The following is a 17,458-nucleotide window of genomic DNA, read 5'->3' as shown; positions in this document are numbered from 1 at the left end:
CCGCGTCAGAAACGCAGCGCGAGATTGAAGTAAAGCTTATCGTCGCCCTTCTCGGGCGCCGCGGAATTGGCGGCCTGGGGGACCTTGCTGCCCAGGACCAGACGGCCATAGTCCAGCGACAGGATCAGCGGGCCCTTGCCGTAGCGCAGGCCCAGGCCCAGGCTGGCCAGGTGGTCGCTGGTGGGCTTGCCAAAACTCTCCGGGCTGTTGCTGCCCAGCCAGCCAGCATCGATGAAACCCAGCAGGCGCAGGCCTGGAAACACCTCGGGCGTGGTGACTTCCACCGTGGCCACCAGCCCCTTGTCGCCCGAGATCGGCCGGTCCAGGCTGGTGCCGCGCACCGAACTGAGGCCGCCCAGGCCGAACTGCTCGCCGGAAATCAGGGCGTCGGGGCTGTACTGAAAGCTGCCGCGCGCACCGAACTGCCAGCCCGTGGCGAACGGCATCGTATAGGCTCCGCCGCCATGCAACACCATCCAATGGGTGGTGGTGATGCGAGGATCTTCTGCCTGGTAGGACGCGAGGTCGTTGTTGGCGCCGCTGCTGGTATTGGCCGCGAAATCCAGGTTGTAGCCCCAGACGGAGGCATCGGACTCGGTGCGCGCCGTGTAGCCCACGGTCAGCGGACGGCTGCGCCGGTCGGTCTGGCCCTGGACCACGGTGTCGTTGATCTTGGAGGCGTCGAACACCTTGTCGTCGAACGCCAGCATGACGTAGCTGCGGCGCCCGCCCTCGGGCGGCAGATACCAGGTGTAGTTCAGGCCGAAGGTGTGGCCGGCGCCGGTGCTATTGAAGGTGCCGAAGTCGCCGACCACGTCGGACTTGGTGTAGGTCGCCCCCACCACGCCGCCCAGGCTGTACAGCGGAATCTTGTACGACAAGCCAAACTGCCTGACGTCGTCCGAACGCTCCACCGAGGTGGTGTAGGCGCCGACGAACTGGTGGTCCAGGTTGAACAGGTTGGTGTGGCCGCCAGAGATGGTGAGGCGGTCGTGGCCGGAAGAGTCGGAGCCGGCATTGGACAGGCCGACGCCGAAGGTCCAGGGACGGGCCTCCTTCACCGTGATGGTGGCGTCGATGCGATCGGGCTCGTCGGCCTCACGGATACCCACCTGCAGCTGCTTGTTGGGGTTTTCGTTGGCAATGGCCGACTGGATGGCCAGGGTCTTGAAGTTGGGCGTCTGGCCTTCGCGCAGCTCGGGCAGCGAGCGGCGGATATTGCCCTCGTCGTACAGGCTAGCGCCCTCGATGGCGACCTTGCTGATGGTGAAGGTCACGATGTTGAGCGTCACCGTGTCGCCCACCTCCTGCGGCGGCAGGGCCACACGGTGCAGGCCATAGCCCTTGCTGCGCAGCTGCGCTTCCAGGGCTGCCGTGGCCTGCTGCAGCGTCTCGATCGTGGCGTTGGCCCGCAGAAAGGGCGCCAGGATGCGCGATGTCTCGCCGTCGCCCAGCGGGTTGTCACCGGTGACCTTGAAGCCCCTGATCTGGAAGACGGCAGCCGGCGCTGGCGCGGGCATGGGGGTGGCAACGGGCTTGGGCGCCGTCTGGGCATGGACCGCGCCGCAAGCGGCCAGGATGGCGATGGCCAGTGCGGTCAAGGGACTGCCCCGGCCCCGGCTCGAACAGCGTGGCAAAAACCCGTTCACCATAGTCCTTTGGCCCTCTTTGGCGTCAAATGAGCGCGGATTGTCGCACCCTGCTGAGCTTGTCACCAGCCCCGTGCGCCCTACTTGCACTGGTTGTTCTTGTCCCGATTGACGTTGTTGTCGTTCAGGACGCTCACCAGCAGGGGGTTCCTGGAGTTCGGCAGGGGAAGCCTGTCGAAGTCGAGGAACTTGGGAACGTCGATCGGACGCTTGGTCTCGCCATTGGCGCCGGCAAAGCCGGCCTCGCCCTTGCCCAGCTGGAGGATGTCGTTGGCCGTCAGCAGCTCGATATGGCCGTCGCGGACAAAGACGAACAGGCCCTCCTCGGCGCCGGACATCTCCTCGCGCTCGAACAGCTTGGGCGGCAGGGTCACGCCGTCGGGCCGCTGCCCCTCGGCATCGGGCTGGTTGGTGATGGTGCGAATGCCCGTGGGCGTGATGAACAGGCCCTGGCCGGCCTGCAGCAACTGGATGGCGGTCTGGCCGGTTTCCTGGACGGTCCAGCCGCCCAGCCAGGAAAAAATGCTCAGGCCCGAATTGCCGTCGCCCGGCTCGCCGGCGCAAGCGCCGGTGCAGACCAGGTCGGCGCCGGAGCCGCGCACGCCGATGGTCGCCGTGGCGGTGCTGAAGCCGACGTTGCGGCTGTTGGCCTTGGCGATCAGACCGGTGAGGGCCCGCACCGAGCCCTTGAGCAGGGAGGCCAGGAAGCGGCCTTCGCCAGCGTTGCTTTCGTCGTAGACGAAGTTGTCGACGCGAAACCGCGTGGTCGAACCCAGCGTGATCCGCGTGTCGTCGCGGAAAGCCAGGATGGCACGGGTGCCGGCGCCGGTTTCGACGGTGTCTCCCGGATAGACGCTGCCGCCGTCGACCAGCCGCCGGCGCTGGCCGGCACCGTCCACCGCATTGAGCGCACCCTGGGCGTTGACCACCTTGGCGCTGGCCTGCACGGTATTGGGCCGGGAGTTCTCGCTCACACGCGACGACTCGGTGGCGCAGTCGCGGGTGCAGACGCGAGCGTCGAAGTCGGTGCCGCGGATGCCGATGGTGGCGGTATTGGTCTGTATCCTCGCGGCGCCCGGCGCGTTCTTGGAAATCAGCCCGGTGACGGCCCGGAAGCCGCCGCGCACCAGTTGCATCAGCATGGTGTTGTCGGCCGCGTCCTCCTTGAACTGGTACGTCTGCAACACCATTTCGGAATTGGGCCGCACCGTCATGCGGGTTCCATCTTCGAGCTTGATGATGGCAGACGCGCCTTCGGAGGTGGTCAGGCGGTCGCCCTGGCGCAGAGGCAATCCCTTGCCCAGCGTGCGGGGCGTCTCGCCCGGTGACTGCGCGAAGCCGACGCCACGGGAGAACTCCACCTGGCCTGCAACCTGGGCCATGGCTGGGCCGGCCAGCAGCAAGCCCGCAGCCAATGCAAGGCGTGCGAGCGAATACGGGAATGTCGGGCGAGCCATCGAACCTCCAGAACCTAGTCTGTCCCTTGTCTTTCTTCTTTTTGCAAGCTTATACAAATAAGCGCAAACAGGCCATGCCGATGGCGCCCCCTGGCGGCACAACGTGCAGATTTCACAGACTTGCGTGCTTTTCAGGCAGCGCGGGCGGCCTGGCCGCTCAGACCAGCACCCGTTCGATGCCGCCGTTGTTGGCCGCTTCCACGTAATCTGGCATCCAGTTCTCGCCCAGGATCTTGTTGGCCATCTCGACCACGATGTAGTCGGCCTCCAGCAGGCCGTTTTGCAGGTCGTTGCCGTAGCGCGAAAGCCCTTGCAGGCAGCTGGGGCAGCTGGTGAGGATCTTGATGTTGTCCTTGGCGCCGACCGAGCCGGACTCGCGCAGCACCGCTTCGTCCTTGCGCAGCTCTTCTTCCTTGCGAAAGCGCACCTGGGTCGAGATGTCGGGCCGGGTCACGCCCAGGGTGCCGGACTCGCCGCAGCAGCGCTCGGACTTGCGGATGTTGTCGCCCATCAAGGCCTTGACCGTCTTCATCGGGTCCTGCAGCTTCATCGGGCTGTGGCAGGGGTCGTGGTACAGGTAGCCGCCCTGGCCCTGCAAGGTGATGCCCTTTTCCAGCAGGTACTCGTGGATATCGATGATGCGGCAGCCCGGGAAGATCTTGTCGAACTCGTAGCCCTGCAACTGGTCGTAGCAGGTGCCGCAGGACACCACCACGGTCTTGATGTCCAGGTAGTTCAGGGTGTTGGCCACGCGGTGGAACAGCACCCGGTTGTCGGTGATGATCTTCTCGGCCTTGTCGAACTGGCCCGATCCGCGCTGCGGGTAGCCGCAGCACAGGTAGCCCGGCGGCAGCACGGTCTGCACCCCGGCGTGCCAGAGCATGGCCTGGGTTGCCAGGCCGACCTGGGAGAACAGGCGCTCCGAGCCGCAGCCCGGGAAGTAGAACACCGCCTCGGTCTCGGACGTCGTGTCCCTGGGGTTGCGGATGATGGGGACGTAGTCCTTGTCCTCGATGTCCAGCAGGGCGCGTGCGGTCTTCTTGGGCAGGCCGCCCGGCAGCTTCTTGTTAATGAAGTGGATGACCTGTTCCTTGACCGGCGCCTTCTCGTGCGTCGACCGCGGCGCGGCAGTCTGCTTGCGGGCCAGGCCGCGCAACAGGTCATTGGCCAGGCGCTGGAGCTTGAAGCCCACGCCGACCATGGCCGAGCGCATGAACTTGATGGTCTCCGGGCTGGTCGCGTTGAGCATCAGCATGGCCGCCGCGTTGCCGGGGCGGAAGCTCTTTTTCCCCATCTTGCGCAGCAGGTTGCGCATGTTCATGGTGACGTCGCCGAAATCGATCTTCACCGGGCAGGGCGACAGGCACTTGTGGCAGACCGTGCAGTGGTCGGCCACGTCCTCGAACTCTTCCCAGTGCTTGATAGAGACCCCGCGCCGGGTCTGTTCCTCGTACAGGAAGGCCTCGACCAGCAGCGAAGTCGCCAGAATCTTGTTGCGCGGGCTGTACAGCAGATTGGCGCGCGGCACGTGAGTGGCGCACACCGGCTTGCACTTGCCGCAGCGCAGGCAGTCCTTGACCGAATCGGCGATGGCGCCGATGTCGGACTGCTGCATGATCAGCGACTCGTGCCCCATCAGGCCGAAGCTGGGCGTGTAGGCATTGGTCAAGTCGGCGTAGACCGAGGTCGGCGAATCGGCCTGGGCATGGCGCAGCAGCTTGCCCTTGTTGAAGCGGCCCTCGGGGTCGACCCGCTGCTTGTAGTCGGCGAAGGGCTGCAGTTCCTCGTCGGTCAGAAACTCCAGCTTGGTGATGCCGATGCCGTGCTCACCCGAGATCACGCCGTTGAGCGATCTGGCCAGGACCATGATGCGCTTGACCGCGTTATGGGCCGATTGCAGCATCTCGTAGTCGTCGCTGTTGACCGGGATGTTCGTGTGGACGTTGCCGTCGCCGGCATGCATGTGCAGCGCCACCCAGACCCGGCCCTTGAGCACGCGCTTGTGGATGGCACTGGTCTCGGCCAGGATGGCGTCAAAGGCCTCGCCGGCGAAGATCTGCTGCAGCGGCGCGCGGATCTGGGTCTTCCAGCTGGCCCGCAGCGTGTGGTCCTGCAGCTGCGCGAACAGGCTGTCGACGCTGTCCAGCCAACCCTGCCAGAGGGCGCGCACCCCGCGCACCAGCTCCAATGCCTGGCCGACCCGGTCTTCCAGCAGCTCGGCCGAAGGGATTTCGCTGGCGTCGTCCTGCTTGCCCAAAGGCAGCCTGCCGCGGCTGAAGAAGGCTTCCAGCTCGCCGGCCAGCTTGATCTTGTTGGCCAGCGACAGCTCGATGTTGATGCGCTCGATGCCGTCGGTGTACTCGGCCATCCGCGGCAGCGGAATGACCACGTCCTCGTTGATCTTGAAGGCGTTGGTGTGTTTGCTGATGGCGGCCGTGCGCTTGCGGTCCAGCCAGAACTTCTTGCGCGCCTCGGGGCTGATGGCAACGAAACCCTCACCGCTGCGCGAATTGGCGATGCGCACCACTTCGGAAGTGACGCGGGCCACTGCATCGGCGTCGTCGCCGGCAATGTCACCAAACAGCACCATCTTGGGCACGGAGGACGCGTTGGGGCGCTTGGACTTGGTCGAATAGCCCACCGCCTTGAGGTAGCGGTCGTCCAGGTGCTCCAGGCCGGCCAGCAGCACGCCCGAGCGCAGCTGCTCGGCAAACATGAAGTCCTTGATCTCGACGATGCTGGGCACGGCGTCCTTGGCATTGCCGAAGAACTCCAGGCAGACGGTGCGGGTATGGGCCGGCATACGGTGCACCACCCAGCGGGCGCTGGTGATCAGGCCGTCGCAGCCTTCCTTCTGGATGCCCGGCAGGCCCGAGAGGAACTTGTCGGTGACGTCCTTGCCCAGGCCCTCCTTGCGAAAGCTCCGGCCCGGGATGACCAGCTGCTCGGTGCGCACCGGCGTCTTGCCGTCGGCCTCGAAATATTTCAGCTCAAAGCTGGCCACCTCGGCGTCATGGATCTTGCCCATGTTGTGGTCCAGCCGCGTGACTTCCAGCCACTGGGCCTGGGGCGTGACCATGCGCCAGGACACAAGGTTGTCCAGCGCCGTGCCCCAGAGCACGGCTTTCTTGCCGCCGGCGTTCATGGCCACGTTGCCGCCAATGCAGGAGGCCTCGGCCGAGGTCGGATCGACCGCGAAGACAAAGCCGGCGCGTTCGGCCGCATCGGCCACGCGCTGGGTGACCACGCCGGCCTCGGTCCAGACCGTGGGCACTGGAGCGGTGTGGCCGGGGATCAAGACCTGCTCGACCTCGGTCATGGCCTCGAGCTTTTCGGTGTTGATCACCGCGCTCTTCCAGGTCAGCGGGATGGCGCCGCCGGTGTAGCCGGTGCCGCCGCCGCGCGGGATGATGGTCAGGCCCAGCTCGATGCAGCCCTTGACCAGGCCGGCCATCTCGGCCTCGGTGTCCGGCGTGAGGACGACGAAGGGGTACTCGACCCGCCAATCGGTGGCGTCCGTCACGTGCGAGACGCGTGACAGGCCATCGAACTTGATGTTGTCCCTGGCCGTCAGGCGGCGCAGGGCCCGCTGGGTGCGCCGGCGCAGCTCGCCGACTTCCCGGAAACTGGCGTCGAAGGCGTCGACGGTACGGCCGGCCGCGGCCAGCAGCTCGCCCACCACGGCGTCCCGGGCGGCGTCGTTGGCCGGCGTGCGGCGCTTCTGCACCTCGGCCAGCCGGTGGTGCAAGGCCTCGACCAGCTGGCGGCGGCGCTTGGGGTTGTCCAGCAGGTCGTCCTGCAGGTAGGGGTTGCGCTGGACCACCCAGATGTCGCCCAGCACCTCGTACAGCATGCGGGCGGAGCGGCCGGTGTGGCGCTCCTCGCGCAGGCGGTTGAGCACCTCCCAGGCGCGCTCGCCCAGCAGGCGAATGACGATCTCGCGGTCGGAGAACGAGGTGTAGTTGTACGGGATCTCACGCAGGCGGGGCGTATCGTCCCCTGCGGCGGCGATCAAGTGGTTCAGCGTTGTAGGTGCGTTCATCGTGGTCTGAATGTCAGCCAAACGACAGCTACTCGGCTGAGGGAGGATGTTACCGCAGCGCAGCAAGCCCGTGCCGAGGTATGGAAACCCCGGTTGCCGGGATCGGACGCAAGCAGGTTAAATTCCGTCACAAAACGAATGTAGAGTCACGCCCTTTGTGACCCATCTCATCCAGGAGTTTTCATGAAGCTACAGATTTCCGCGGTGGCGCTGGCCGCCGTTTTCGCCTTGCCGGCCCAGGCCCAGACCGAGGTGCAGTGGTGGCACTCCATGGGCGGCGCCCTGGGTGAATGGGTCAATGACCTGGCCAAGGACTTCAATGCCAGCCAGAAAGACTACAAGGTCACCCCGACCTTCAAGGGCAGCTACGCCGAGTCGATGACAGCCGGCATCGCCGCCTACCGCGCCGGCAACGCCCCGCACATGATCCAGGTGTTCGAAGTGGGCACCGCCACCATGATGGCCGCCAAGGGCGCGACCGTCCCGGTGGCCAAGGTCATGACCGACGCCGGCCTGAAGTTCGATCCCAGCGTCTATGTGCCGGCCGTCGCCGGCTACTACACGGCTCCCAACGGCCAGATGCTGAGCTATCCGTTCAACAGCTCCACGCCCGTCTTCCACTACAACAAGGACGCCTTCAAGGCCGCCGGCCTGGACCCGGAGAAGCCGCCGACCACCTGGCCCGAAGTGGCCCTGGCCGCCGCCAAGCTCAAGGCTTCCGGCCACAAGTGCCCCTTCACCACCAGCTGGATCAGCTGGACCCAGCTGGAATCCTTCTCGGCCTGGCACAACGTGCTGTACTCGACCAAGAACAACGGTTTCGGCGGCACCGACACCCGCCTGGCAGTCAACACGCCGCTGCATGTGCGCCACATCGAAAACCTGGCCAACATGGCCAAGAGCGGGCTGTTCGTCTACAAGGGCCGCGAGAACAAGGCCGACGCCACCTTCGTCTCCGGCGAATGCGCCATGGCGACCGGCTCGTCGGCCCTGGCCGGCAGCGTCAAGCGCAACGGCAAGTTCGGCTATGGCACGGGCACCCTGCCCTACTACCCCGATGTTCCGGGCGCGCCCCAGAACACCGTGATCGGCGGCGCCAGCCTCTGGGTGATGGCCGGCAAGAAGCCCGAGGAATACAAGGCCGTGGCCGCGTTCCTGAACTACCTGTCCAAGCCTGAGGTGGCGGCTGCCAGCCACCAGCGCACCGGCTACCTGCCCGTGACCAAGGCTTCGTTCGAGCTGACCGAAAAGTCCGGCTACTACAAGCAGAACCCCGGCGCCGACGTCTCGGTCAACCAGATGATCCGCAAGACCACCGACAAGTCGCGCGGCGTGCGCCTGGGCAACTTCGTGCAGATCCGCACCATCATCGACGAGGAACTCGAAGGCGTCTGGCAAGGCAGCAAGCAGCCCAAGGAAGCCCTGGACAATATCGTGCGCCGCGGCGACGAGCAGCTGGAGAGATTCCAGAAAGCAAACAAGTCGTAAACTCCGCGCATGTCAAAAAAGTGAAACAAGGCCCCCAAGAGGGGCCTTGTTTCTTGTAAGCCCATGGAAAAACGAGTTCTTTTCAAATCCACCTGGTTGCCCTGGGCGCTGATCGCGCCGCAGATGGCGATCATCCTGGTGTTCTTTTTCTGGCCTGCCGGCCAGGCCCTGTACCAGAGCGTGCTGCAGGAAGACGCCTTCGGCGCCACCCGCGAATTCGTCGGCCTGGACAACTTCCGCCGGCTGTTCGCCGATCCGGCCTACATGGACTCGTTCCGTGTCACAGCGATCTTTTCGGCGCTGGTGGCCGTCGGCGGCCTGTCGCTGGCGCTGCTGCTGGCGGTCATGGCCAACCGCGTGGTGCGCGCCGCGGGCATTTACAAGACCCTGCTGATCTGGCCGTATGCGGTCGCCCCCGTGGTGGCCGGCGTGCTGTGGCTGATGATGTTCGCCTCGCCCTATGGCGTGATCCGCTATGCCCTGATCGAAATGGGCTTTGAGTGGAACCATGTGCTCAACGGCAAGCACGCCATGGCGCTGATCGTCATGGCGTCCATCTGGAAGTACATCTCCTACAATTTCCTGTTCTTCCTGGCCGGCCTGCAGTCGATCCCGCATTCGCTGATCGAAGCCGCCACCATCGACGGCGCCACGCCGTGGAAACGCTTCTGGAGCATCGTGTTCCCGCTGCTGTCGCCCACCACGTTCTTCCTGCTGGTCATCAACGTCGTCCATGCGTTCTTCGAGACCTTCGCCATCGTCGACGCCGCCACCAGCGGCGGCCCGGGCAAGGACACATCGATCCTGGTCTACAAGGTCTACTACGACGGCTTCAAGGCGCTGGACATCAACGGCGCGGCCGCGCAGTCGGTGGTGCTGATGGTGATCGTCGTGGTGCTGACCGTCGTCCAGTTCAAGTTCGTCGAGAAAAAAGTCCATTACTGAAATGATTCAGCGCAACCCCATCCTCGACTTCATCTCGCACGCCATCCTCATCCTGGGGGTGGTCGTCGTGTTCTTCCCGATCTACGTCACCTTCATCGGCTCGACCCAGACCGCCGAGCAGATCCTGAGCAGCAACCCGATCTCGCTGCTGCCCGGCAGCAACATCGTGGAAAGCTACCGCTTTGCCCTGTTCGGCGGCAAGACCGAGGCCGGCGCCACCGTCGCACCGGCCCTGCCCATGATGGGCATCAGCCTGGCCAGCGCCCTGATCATCGCCATCGGCAAGATCGCGATCTCGCTGCTGTCGGCGTTTGCCATCGTCTACTTCCGCTTCCCGTTCAAGAACATCGTGTTCTGGATGATCTTCGTCACACTGATGCTGCCGGTGGAGGTGCGCATCGGCCCGACGTATGAGGTGGTCTCCAACCTGGGCATGCTCAACAGCATGTCGGGCCTGACGGTGCCGCTGATCGCATCGGCCACGGCCACCTTCCTGTTCAGGCAGTTCTTCATGACGGTGCCCGATGAACTGGTCGAGGCCGCACGCGTCGATGGCGCCGGACCGATGCGCTTTTTCAAGGACGTGCTGCTGCCGCTGTCCAAGACGTCCATGGCGGCGCTGTTCGTGATCCAGTTCATCTATGGCTGGAACCAGTACCTGTGGCCGCTGCTGGTGACCACCGATGAATCCATGTACCCCATCGTGATGGGCATCAAGCGCCTGATCTTCGGCGAGGTCTACATCGAATGGAACGTGGTGATGGCCACCGCCATCCTGGCGATGCTGCCACCGGCCATCGTCGTGATGCTGATGCAGAAGTGGTTCGTCAAGGGCCTGGTCGATACCGAAAAGTAAGAGAAGAAAAATGGCTTCCATCCAACTGAAAAACGTCGTCAAGAAGTACGGCAAGGGCAAGCAGGAACTGCAGGTGATCCACGGCGTCAACGCCGATATCGCCGACCATGAATTCATCGTGATCGTGGGCCCCTCGGGCTGCGGCAAGTCCACCCTGCTGCGCATGGTGGCCGGCCTGGAGGAAGTCTCGGGCGGCGAAATCTGGATCGGCGACCGCGTGGTTAACGAGCTGGAGCCGGCCGAGCGCGACATCGCCATGGTGTTCCAGAACTACGCCCTGTACCCGCACATGAGCGTGTTCGACAACATGGCCTACGGCCTGAAGATCCGCAAGATGCCGATCGAGGAGATCAAGCAGCGCGTCGACAAGGCCGCCGGCATTCTGGAGCTGGGCCACCTGCTGGACCGCAAGCCGCGCCAGCTCTCGGGCGGCCAGCGCCAGCGCGTGGCCATGGGCCGCGCCATCGTGCGCCAGCCCCAGGTCTTCCTGTTCGACGAGCCGCTGTCCAACCTGGACGCCAAGCTGCGCGCCCAGACCCGCCTGGAGATCCAGAAGCTGCACCGCGAGCTGGGCATCACCTCGCTGTTCGTCACCCACGACCAGGTCGAGGCCATGACCCTGGCCCAGCGCATGATCGTCATGAACGCCGGCAACATGGAGCAGTTCGGCACGCCCGAGCAGGTCTACCACACGCCGGCATCGACCTTCGTCGCCAGCTTCATCGGCTCGCCGCCCATGAACCTGCTCAAGAACGCCCCCGGCGGCCGCGCCAATATCATCCTGGGCATCCGCCCCGAGCATCTGGACATCGGCAACACCGGCTGGGAAGTGCGGGTCGAGACCACCGAGCTGCTGGGCGCCGAACGCCTGGTCTACGGCCGCGTCGGCGGTGAGCAGATCATCGTGCGCACCGAGGAGCACACGGCCACGCCGGCGCCCGATTCCATCATCCACGTGGCGCCGCGCGAAGACCGCCTGCACTGGTTCGACGCCGCCAGCGGCAAGCGGATTTAACAATGCGTGATTGGCCCTATCCCCGCTGGGTCGCTCACCGGGGCGCGGGCAAGCTGGCGCCGGAAAACACCCTGGCAGCATTTCGCCTGGGCGCGCAGCACGGCTACCGGATGTTCGAGTGCGACGCCAAGCTGTCGGCCGACGGCGTGGTTTTCCTGATGCATGACGCCACGCTGGAACGCACCACCAACGGCAGCGGTACGGGAGGCGATCTGCCCTGGAGCGCGCTGTCGCAGCTGGACGCCGGCGGCTGGCATTCGCGGGCCTACGCCGGCGAGCCACTGGCCACGCTGGAGGGCCTGGCGCGCTTTTGCCTGGCCAACGGCCATTTCTTCAACATCGAGATCAAGCCCACGCCGGGCGTTGAGCAGCACACCGGCGAGGTCGTGGCACGTGAGGCGGCGCGCCTGTGGGCGCGCTCTGCCGTGCCGCCGCTGCTGACGTCGTTCCGGCCCGAGTCGCTGCAAGGCGCACAGACGGTGGCGCCGCAGCTGCCGCGTGGCCTGCTGCTCGATTCGCTGTGGAAGGGCTGGCTGGAAACCGCGCTGTCGCTCGAGTGCGCCGCCATCGTCTGCAACCACGCCCTGTGGGACCGCAGCACCGTGACCCAGGTGCAAAGCGCCGGCATGCGCTGCCTGAGCTACACCGTCAACGACGAGTGGGCGGCGCAGCGCCTGATCGATCTGGGCACCGACGGCATCATCACCGACCGGGTCGACCTCTTTGCCCCTGTTTGATCCGGCTTGAGAGGCGAATCGGCCCCCAACCCCCATCAAATGGACCTGAGGCGCTATCGAAAGCAGAGCGCCTAGCGCAGGTCACCGGCCAGCGATGCCAGGGATTCGGCCGGGATCGTCCGGTGCGCCGGGTAATTGCGGTGGTCACAGCCCAGCTTCACGGCGGCGCCGGCCTTGACGGCAGCCACCATGGCAGGACTGAGCTCGAAGCGCACGAAGTGCACGGCCGAGGTCTTCTCCTCGTTTTCGCGGTCCAGGTCCTCGTCGGCGATGGCGTAGACGCGCTCGTGGCCCTCGACCTCGATGAACATGCGGTCTTCCACCCCGATCAGCCGGGCCAGCTCGCGCCGGCGCTCGTTCTCGTCGGGGTACTCGATCAGCATGGTGGCCTTCCAGTTGCTGCCGTCGGGCACCAGCGGGGCGTAGGCCTCGATCTCCTGGGCGATGCCGTCCGCCTCGAAGATCTTCTCGATGCGCAGCATCTCCTGGATCTGGTAGCGGATGCTCAGCTCGCTCTCGAACTGCAGGGTGAGGTGCTCGCCCAGGCCGACCGAGCGCAGCTTGCGGTGGGCGATGACGTCCGCCTTGTGCGCCTTGCGGTACTTGCTGTAGGCCTCCAGCGGCATCAGGCTGTCGGCGGTGATCTTTCCGGTCAGCTGCATCAGCGCAGTCCATAAGCCATGCGCACCAGGGTCAGCGGATGGTGCAGCGGCGGCGCGCCCAGGCCGTTGCGCTCGAAGCCCTGGGCAATGTGGTGGCCGCCCAGCGGGCAGTCCGAACTGATGGCATCGGGCGCCCCGCCCTGCGGGTGCTCGGCCATCTTCTTGAACAGGGGCTTGCCGATCTTCATCGCCATCTCGTGGTAGGCCTTCTTCACGCCGAAGGTGCCGGCATGGCCCGAGCAGCGCTCGTGGGTGTTCACCCATGTGCCGGGCACCATCCTGAGCATCTCCTCGGTCTTTCTGCCGATGTTCTGGACCCGGCCGTGGCAGGGAATCTGGTAGCTGATCTTGCCCAGTGGTTGCGAGAAGTCGGTCTTGAGCAGGCCGTCACGCTTGCGCGCCATCATGTACTCGAAGGGGTCCCACATCGCCTCCTTGACCGCCTGCACGTCGGCGTCATCGGGGTACATCAGCGGCAGTTCCTGCTTGAACATCAGGGTGCAACTGGGCACCGCGGCCAGGATGGCCCAGCCGTCCTTCGCGTACTTCGCCAGCACCGGGATGTTGGCCTGCCGGGCCTGGTCCACCGAGTCCAGGTCGCCCAGCTCCAGCTTGGGCATGCCGCAGCACTTCTCCTTGCTCACCAGCACGTAGGGCACCTCGTTGTGCTGCAGGACCTTGAGCAGGTCCTGGCCGATGCCCGGCTCGTTGTAGTTGACGTAGCAGGTGGCATAGATGGCCACCTTGCCCGGCGTCTTGGCGCCGTCACGCACGGCGAAGTCATCTGACTTGGGCGCTGCGGAGCGGAACTTGCGCGTCGCCAGCGGCGGCAGCCAGGCCTTGCGGTCCACATGCAGCAGGCTTTCCATCGCGGCGCGTGCCGGCGCCGTGCGGTTGACCGCGTTGGCCACCTGGACCACGACGGGAATGCCGGCGAACTGCCCATGCACATCGGTGGAGGCCAGGAATTTCTCGCCCAGGCTGACCTCGCCCTTGCGAAACTTGATGGCCTTGGCACGCAGCATGGCGTGGGGAAAGTCCAGGTTCCATTCGTGCGGCGGCACATAGGGACACTTGGTCATGTAGCACAGGTCGCACAGGTAGCACTGGTCGACCACCTTCCAGAAATCCTGTTTGGCCACGCCGTCGACCTCGCCGCTCTTGCCTTCGTCGACCAGGTCGAACAGCGTGGGGAAAGCCCCGCACAGGCTGACGCAGCGGCGGCAGCCGTGGCAGATGTCAAAGATCCGCTCCAGTTCGGTGAACGCCGCCTCTTCGTCGTAGAAGTCCGGATTCTTCCAGGCGATCGGATGGCGGATGGGTGCCTCCAGGCTGCCTTCACGAATGGCCATGGGGGTGGGACTGATCAGTCCACCAGCTCGTTCAAGGCCTTGGTGTAGCGGTTGGCGTGCGAGCGCTCGGCCTTGGCCAGGGTCTCGAACCAGTCCGCCACCTCGTCGTGGCCTTCGTCGCGCGCCGTCTTGGCCATGCCCGGGTACATGTCGGTGTATTCGTGGGTCTCGCCGGCCACAGCGGCCTTGAGGTTGTCGCGGGTCGGGCCGATGGGCAGGCCGGTGGCCGGGTCGCCGCACTGCTCCAGCCATTCGAGGTGGCCGTGGGCGTGGCCGGTCTCGCCTTCGGCCGTGGAGCGAAACAGAGCCGCCACGTCGTTCTGGCCTTCGATGTCGGCCTTGTTGGCAAAGTAGAGGTAGCGACGGTTGGCCTGCGATTCGCCGGCGAATGCGGCCTTCAGGTTCTCTTCCGTCCTGGAGCCTTTGAGTGCTGCCATGGAGATCTCCTTCATCGTGGTTGAGGGTGACTTGGCCCTCTGGCTGCGATGGCCAAGACAGATCCAGCGTAGTCCCGGCCGACAGGTCCGTCTAATAGGGTCCGTCAATAAGGGGCCATCAAGATGTCCTATTGGCCGGCCTGTGAAAGCATCGCGCCGGACGCCCCGTCGATTACGGTATAGTAAATTCATTACGCATTGGTAAATCCAGGAGAGCCCATGGCCGCCGTCCTCAACAGCCCCAGCGCCCTGCCCGCGCCCGCGCCCATCCAGCAGTTGCACCACTACGCCTACCGCGCCAAAGACGCGGAGGAAACGCGCCACTTCTACGAAGACATCCTGGGCCTGCCGCTGTACCACATCATCCAGAGCGACCACGTGCCCAGCACGGGTGAGTACTGCCCCTACACACACTTCTTCTTCCGCCTGCAGGACGGCTCCTTCATCGCCTTTTTCGACCTGGGCGACGACCAGGCCTGCGAGCCCTCGCCCAACACGCCCAAGTGGGTCAATCACATCTCGTTCCGGGTCGACAACATCCAGGCGCTTCAGGACATGAAGGCCAGGCTGGAAGCGCACGGCATCGAGGTGCTGGGCATCACCGACCACCACATCTTCCACAGCATCTATTTCTTCGACCCCAATGGCGTGCGGCTGGAACTCACTGCCCAGCTGGCCGATGAATTCCAGATGCTGCAAGAGAGCAAGACCGCCCACGCCCGCCTGGACGAATGGACGGCGCGCAAGCAGCAGTGGCGCAGGGACCGCGCCGCCGGCAAGACCGAATCGCTCAAGCCCCAGCGCAACGACAGACCCGAAGTCACGGCCAGGCAGTAGCCCGCCTGGCGGGCAAGCGCCCGTGACCGGCCACGAGAGGAGACACAACAATGGCGGCGAGCTACGCGCAAACGGCTTTCAGCAACGGCTATGAGTTCAGCCAGGGCACGGGCTATTTCCTGCCCGAGTACCCTTTTGTCTCGCCGGCCGAGATCGCCGCGGGCGAGACCAGCCACCACTCCGTGGTCATCGTCGGCGGCGGCCTGGCCGGCCTGACCCTGGCCTGCGCGCTGGCGGCGCAGGGCGTGCAGGCCGTGCTGCTGGACGAGGACAACACCGTCGGCGTCAAGGGCGCGTCCTCGCGCGGCATCTGCTACACCCAGAAGTCACTGGAGATCTTCCACCGGCTGGGCGTTTACGAGCGCATCGCCGCCAAGGGCGTCCAGTGGAGCGTGGGCCGCACCTTCGCCGGTGCCGACGAGGTCTATTCCTTCGACCTGCGCGCCCAGGGCGCCTACAACCTGTCGGCCCAGCCGCCCTTCGTCAACATCCAGCAGTTCTACATCGAGGGCTTCCTGGTCGAGCGCATCGCCGAGTTGGGCCAGGTGGACATCCGCTGGTGCAACCGTGTCACCGCCCTCGAGCAGGACGCCGACGGCGCAACCCTGTCCATCACCACGCCGGCCGGCGACTACAAGATGCGGGCCGACCACGTGATCGACGCCACCGGCTCGCGCAGCCCCTTGCGCCAATGGGCCGGCGCGACGGTCACGGCGAAAAAGGGCGACGACCGCTGGTGCATCGCCGACGTGCGCTTCAGCAAGCGCCCGCCGGTGGAGCGCCACACCTGGATCGAGGCGCCGTTCAACGAGAACCGCGCCGTCTGGCAGCACCTGATGGGCGACGGGGTCTGGCGCATCGACTACCAGATGGCGCCCAATGCCGACCCCGACCAGGTCAGCCGGGAGGACGTGGTGCGTGAGCGCCTGGCCCGCCAGTTCGGCAGCGATTGCGAGGTCGAGATCGTCTGGGTCGGCCCCTATGCCTACCGCAGCGAGTGCATCGACCGCATGCGGCATGGCCACGTCTTTTTCATGGGCGATGCGGCCAAGGTGGTCAGTCCCTTCGGCGCGCGCGGCGGCAACACCGGCATCGCCGACGCCGACAACCTGGCCTGGAAACTCGCCGCCGTGCTGCAGGGCCGGGCCGCCCCGGCCTTGCTGGACAGCTACCACGCCGAGCGCCACGAGGCGGCGCTGCAGAACGTGCTGGTGACGGCGCGGACGGCCCGCTTCCTGCGCCCTGCCGATGGCGTGGAAAAGCTGTTTCGCAGCGCCGCGCTCAGCCTGGCGCGCCAGCATGTCTTCGCCCGCCAGTTGGTCAACACCGGCCGCATGGCCATCGCCAACCCCTACACCCGCTCGCCGGCCTGCGCCACGCATGCCGGCCAGTCGGTGCAGAACGTCGCCTTCGAATGGGCAGATGGCTCGGCCGGCGTGGTCAACGATCTGTTGCGCTGGGCCGGTGGCAGATTGCTGCTGCTGCTGTTCGAGGCGCCGGGCCGCGCCGCCTTGCAGCACCTGCAGGCTTTGGCCGGCGCAGCGCCCCTGCGCTGTGTGCAGGTGCTGGCGCAAGGCGACCGGGCCGCCGCTCGCGAGCATGTGCGCGACCCGCAAGGCCACCTGCGCGGCGCCTGCCATGTGGCGGGCCACGCCTGGGCCCTGCTGCGCCCCGACAGCTATGTCGCAGCCACCGGCGCAGACATTGACAGCGAACTGGTGCAGGCCGTGGCCACCGCGCTGGGCGCGGCCATGGAAACGGAGGCAGCATGAACACCGGTCTGAACTTCCAGGATGCCGACGGCTTTTACGAGCAGCTGCTCGACGCCCACCTGGGCCTGAACCGCGAACAGTCGGAGTTTCTCAACGCGCGCCTGATCCTGCTGCTGGCCAACCAGGTCGGCGACGCCCGGGTGCTGCAGGACTGCGTGGCCGCCGCGCGTCAGACCCGGGAACTGCCGGCCGCCTGAGGCCTCCTGCGT

General features: G+C 65.7%; 14 protein-coding genes. 8 read left to right on the top strand and 6 right to left on the bottom strand.

Annotation, left to right across the window (positions count from 1 at the left end):
• Nucleotides 1–5 precede the first annotated feature (5 nt).
• The 3 genes from Q0632_RS20755 to Q0632_RS20745 all read right to left on the bottom strand — a co-directional run bounded on the left by Q0632_RS20755 (nucleotide 6) and on the right by Q0632_RS20745 (nucleotide 7,148).
• On the bottom strand, nucleotides 6–1,601 hold the full coding sequence (locus Q0632_RS20755) for a ShlB/FhaC/HecB family hemolysin secretion/activation protein (protein ID WP_298933794.1): 1,596 nt from the start codon (nucleotides 1,599–1,601) through the stop codon (nucleotides 6–8).
• Nucleotides 1,602–1,729: 128 nt separating this feature from the next.
• On the bottom strand, nucleotides 1,730–3,106 hold the full coding sequence (locus Q0632_RS20750; RefSeq protein WP_298933792.1) for a FecR domain-containing protein: 1,377 nt from the start codon (nucleotides 3,104–3,106) through the stop codon (nucleotides 1,730–1,732).
• Between the two features lie 157 nt (nucleotides 3,107–3,263).
• Nucleotides 3,264–7,148 (bottom strand): FAD/FMN-binding oxidoreductase, encoded by a 3,885-nt coding sequence (locus tag Q0632_RS20745; RefSeq protein ID WP_298933789.1) that lies wholly within the window; start codon nucleotides 7,146–7,148, stop codon nucleotides 3,264–3,266.
• Nucleotides 7,149–7,331: 183 nt separating this feature from the next.
• Here Q0632_RS20745 and ugpB point away from each other — a divergent pair, with 183 nt between their 5' ends.
• The 5 genes from ugpB to ugpQ all read left to right on the top strand — a co-directional run bounded on the left by ugpB (nucleotide 7,332) and on the right by ugpQ (nucleotide 12,189).
• Nucleotides 7,332–8,636, top strand: a complete 1,305-nt coding sequence (ugpB, locus tag Q0632_RS20740; protein WP_298933787.1) for a sn-glycerol-3-phosphate ABC transporter substrate-binding protein UgpB — start codon at nucleotides 7,332–7,334, stop codon at nucleotides 8,634–8,636.
• A 63-nt stretch (nucleotides 8,637–8,699) separates the two neighbouring features.
• Complete coding sequence (gene ugpA, locus Q0632_RS20735) at nucleotides 8,700–9,581, top strand: sn-glycerol-3-phosphate ABC transporter permease UgpA (protein WP_298933785.1); 882 nt, start codon at nucleotides 8,700–8,702, stop codon at nucleotides 9,579–9,581.
• A gap of 1 nt (nucleotide 9,582) precedes the next feature.
• A complete protein-coding gene (gene ugpE / locus Q0632_RS20730; protein WP_298933783.1) occupies nucleotides 9,583–10,437 on the top strand; it encodes a sn-glycerol-3-phosphate ABC transporter permease UgpE in 855 nt (284 codons plus the stop codon).
• Between the two features lie 10 nt (nucleotides 10,438–10,447).
• A complete protein-coding gene (locus Q0632_RS20725; RefSeq protein WP_298933781.1) occupies nucleotides 10,448–11,452 on the top strand; it encodes a sn-glycerol-3-phosphate import ATP-binding protein UgpC in 1,005 nt (334 codons plus the stop codon).
• A gap of 2 nt (nucleotides 11,453–11,454) precedes the next feature.
• Nucleotides 11,455–12,189, top strand: coding sequence for a glycerophosphodiester phosphodiesterase (gene ugpQ / locus Q0632_RS20720; RefSeq protein WP_298933779.1), 735 nt, complete (start codon nucleotides 11,455–11,457; stop codon nucleotides 12,187–12,189).
• 71 nt (nucleotides 12,190–12,260) lie between these two features.
• Here ugpQ and Q0632_RS20715 read toward each other — a convergent pair whose 3' ends face one another.
• From Q0632_RS20715 to Q0632_RS20705, 3 genes are read right to left on the bottom strand one after another with little or no spacing between them, the layout of a single operon-like run.
• On the bottom strand, nucleotides 12,261–12,851 hold the full coding sequence (locus tag Q0632_RS20715; RefSeq protein ID WP_298933777.1) for a DUF3501 family protein: 591 nt from the start codon (nucleotides 12,849–12,851) through the stop codon (nucleotides 12,261–12,263).
• The gene (locus Q0632_RS20710) at nucleotides 12,851–14,203 is read right to left on the bottom strand and encodes a heterodisulfide reductase-related iron-sulfur binding cluster (protein WP_298933776.1); all 1,353 of its coding nucleotides are present in this window, start codon (nucleotides 14,201–14,203) and stop codon (nucleotides 12,851–12,853) included. Before Q0632_RS20710 ends, Q0632_RS20715 begins: the two co-directional genes overlap by 1 nt.
• Nucleotides 14,204–14,217: 14 nt before the next feature.
• Entirely contained in the window at nucleotides 14,218–14,640 is a 423-nt protein-coding gene (locus Q0632_RS20705; protein WP_298933775.1) for a rubrerythrin family protein, read from the bottom strand.
• 219 nt (nucleotides 14,641–14,859) lie between these two features.
• On the opposite strand from Q0632_RS20705, the gene Q0632_RS20700 reads away from it, so the two are divergent.
• From Q0632_RS20700 to Q0632_RS20690, 3 genes are read left to right on the top strand one after another with little or no spacing between them, the layout of a single operon-like run.
• Entirely contained in the window at nucleotides 14,860–15,477 is a 618-nt protein-coding gene (locus tag Q0632_RS20700) for a VOC family protein (RefSeq protein WP_298933773.1), read from the top strand.
• 50 nt (nucleotides 15,478–15,527) lie between these two features.
• Nucleotides 15,528–17,249: an FAD-dependent oxidoreductase gene (locus Q0632_RS20695; protein WP_298933772.1), complete on the top strand. Its 1,722-nt coding sequence runs from the start codon at nucleotides 15,528–15,530 to the stop codon at nucleotides 17,247–17,249.
• Nucleotides 17,246–17,446: a DUF2783 domain-containing protein gene (locus Q0632_RS20690; protein ID WP_298933771.1), complete on the top strand. Its 201-nt coding sequence runs from the start codon at nucleotides 17,246–17,248 to the stop codon at nucleotides 17,444–17,446. The genes Q0632_RS20695 and Q0632_RS20690 overlap by 4 nt, the downstream gene beginning before the upstream one ends.
• Nucleotides 17,447–17,458 lie beyond the last annotated feature (12 nt).

The sequence above is a fragment of the uncultured Ramlibacter sp. genome, from assembly GCF_936925435.1.
Classification (GTDB): Bacteria; Pseudomonadota; Gammaproteobacteria; order Burkholderiales; family Burkholderiaceae_C; genus Ramlibacter.
The sequence above is the reverse complement of the archived record's forward strand: the minus strand, read 5'-3'. Positions and strand labels throughout refer to the sequence as shown.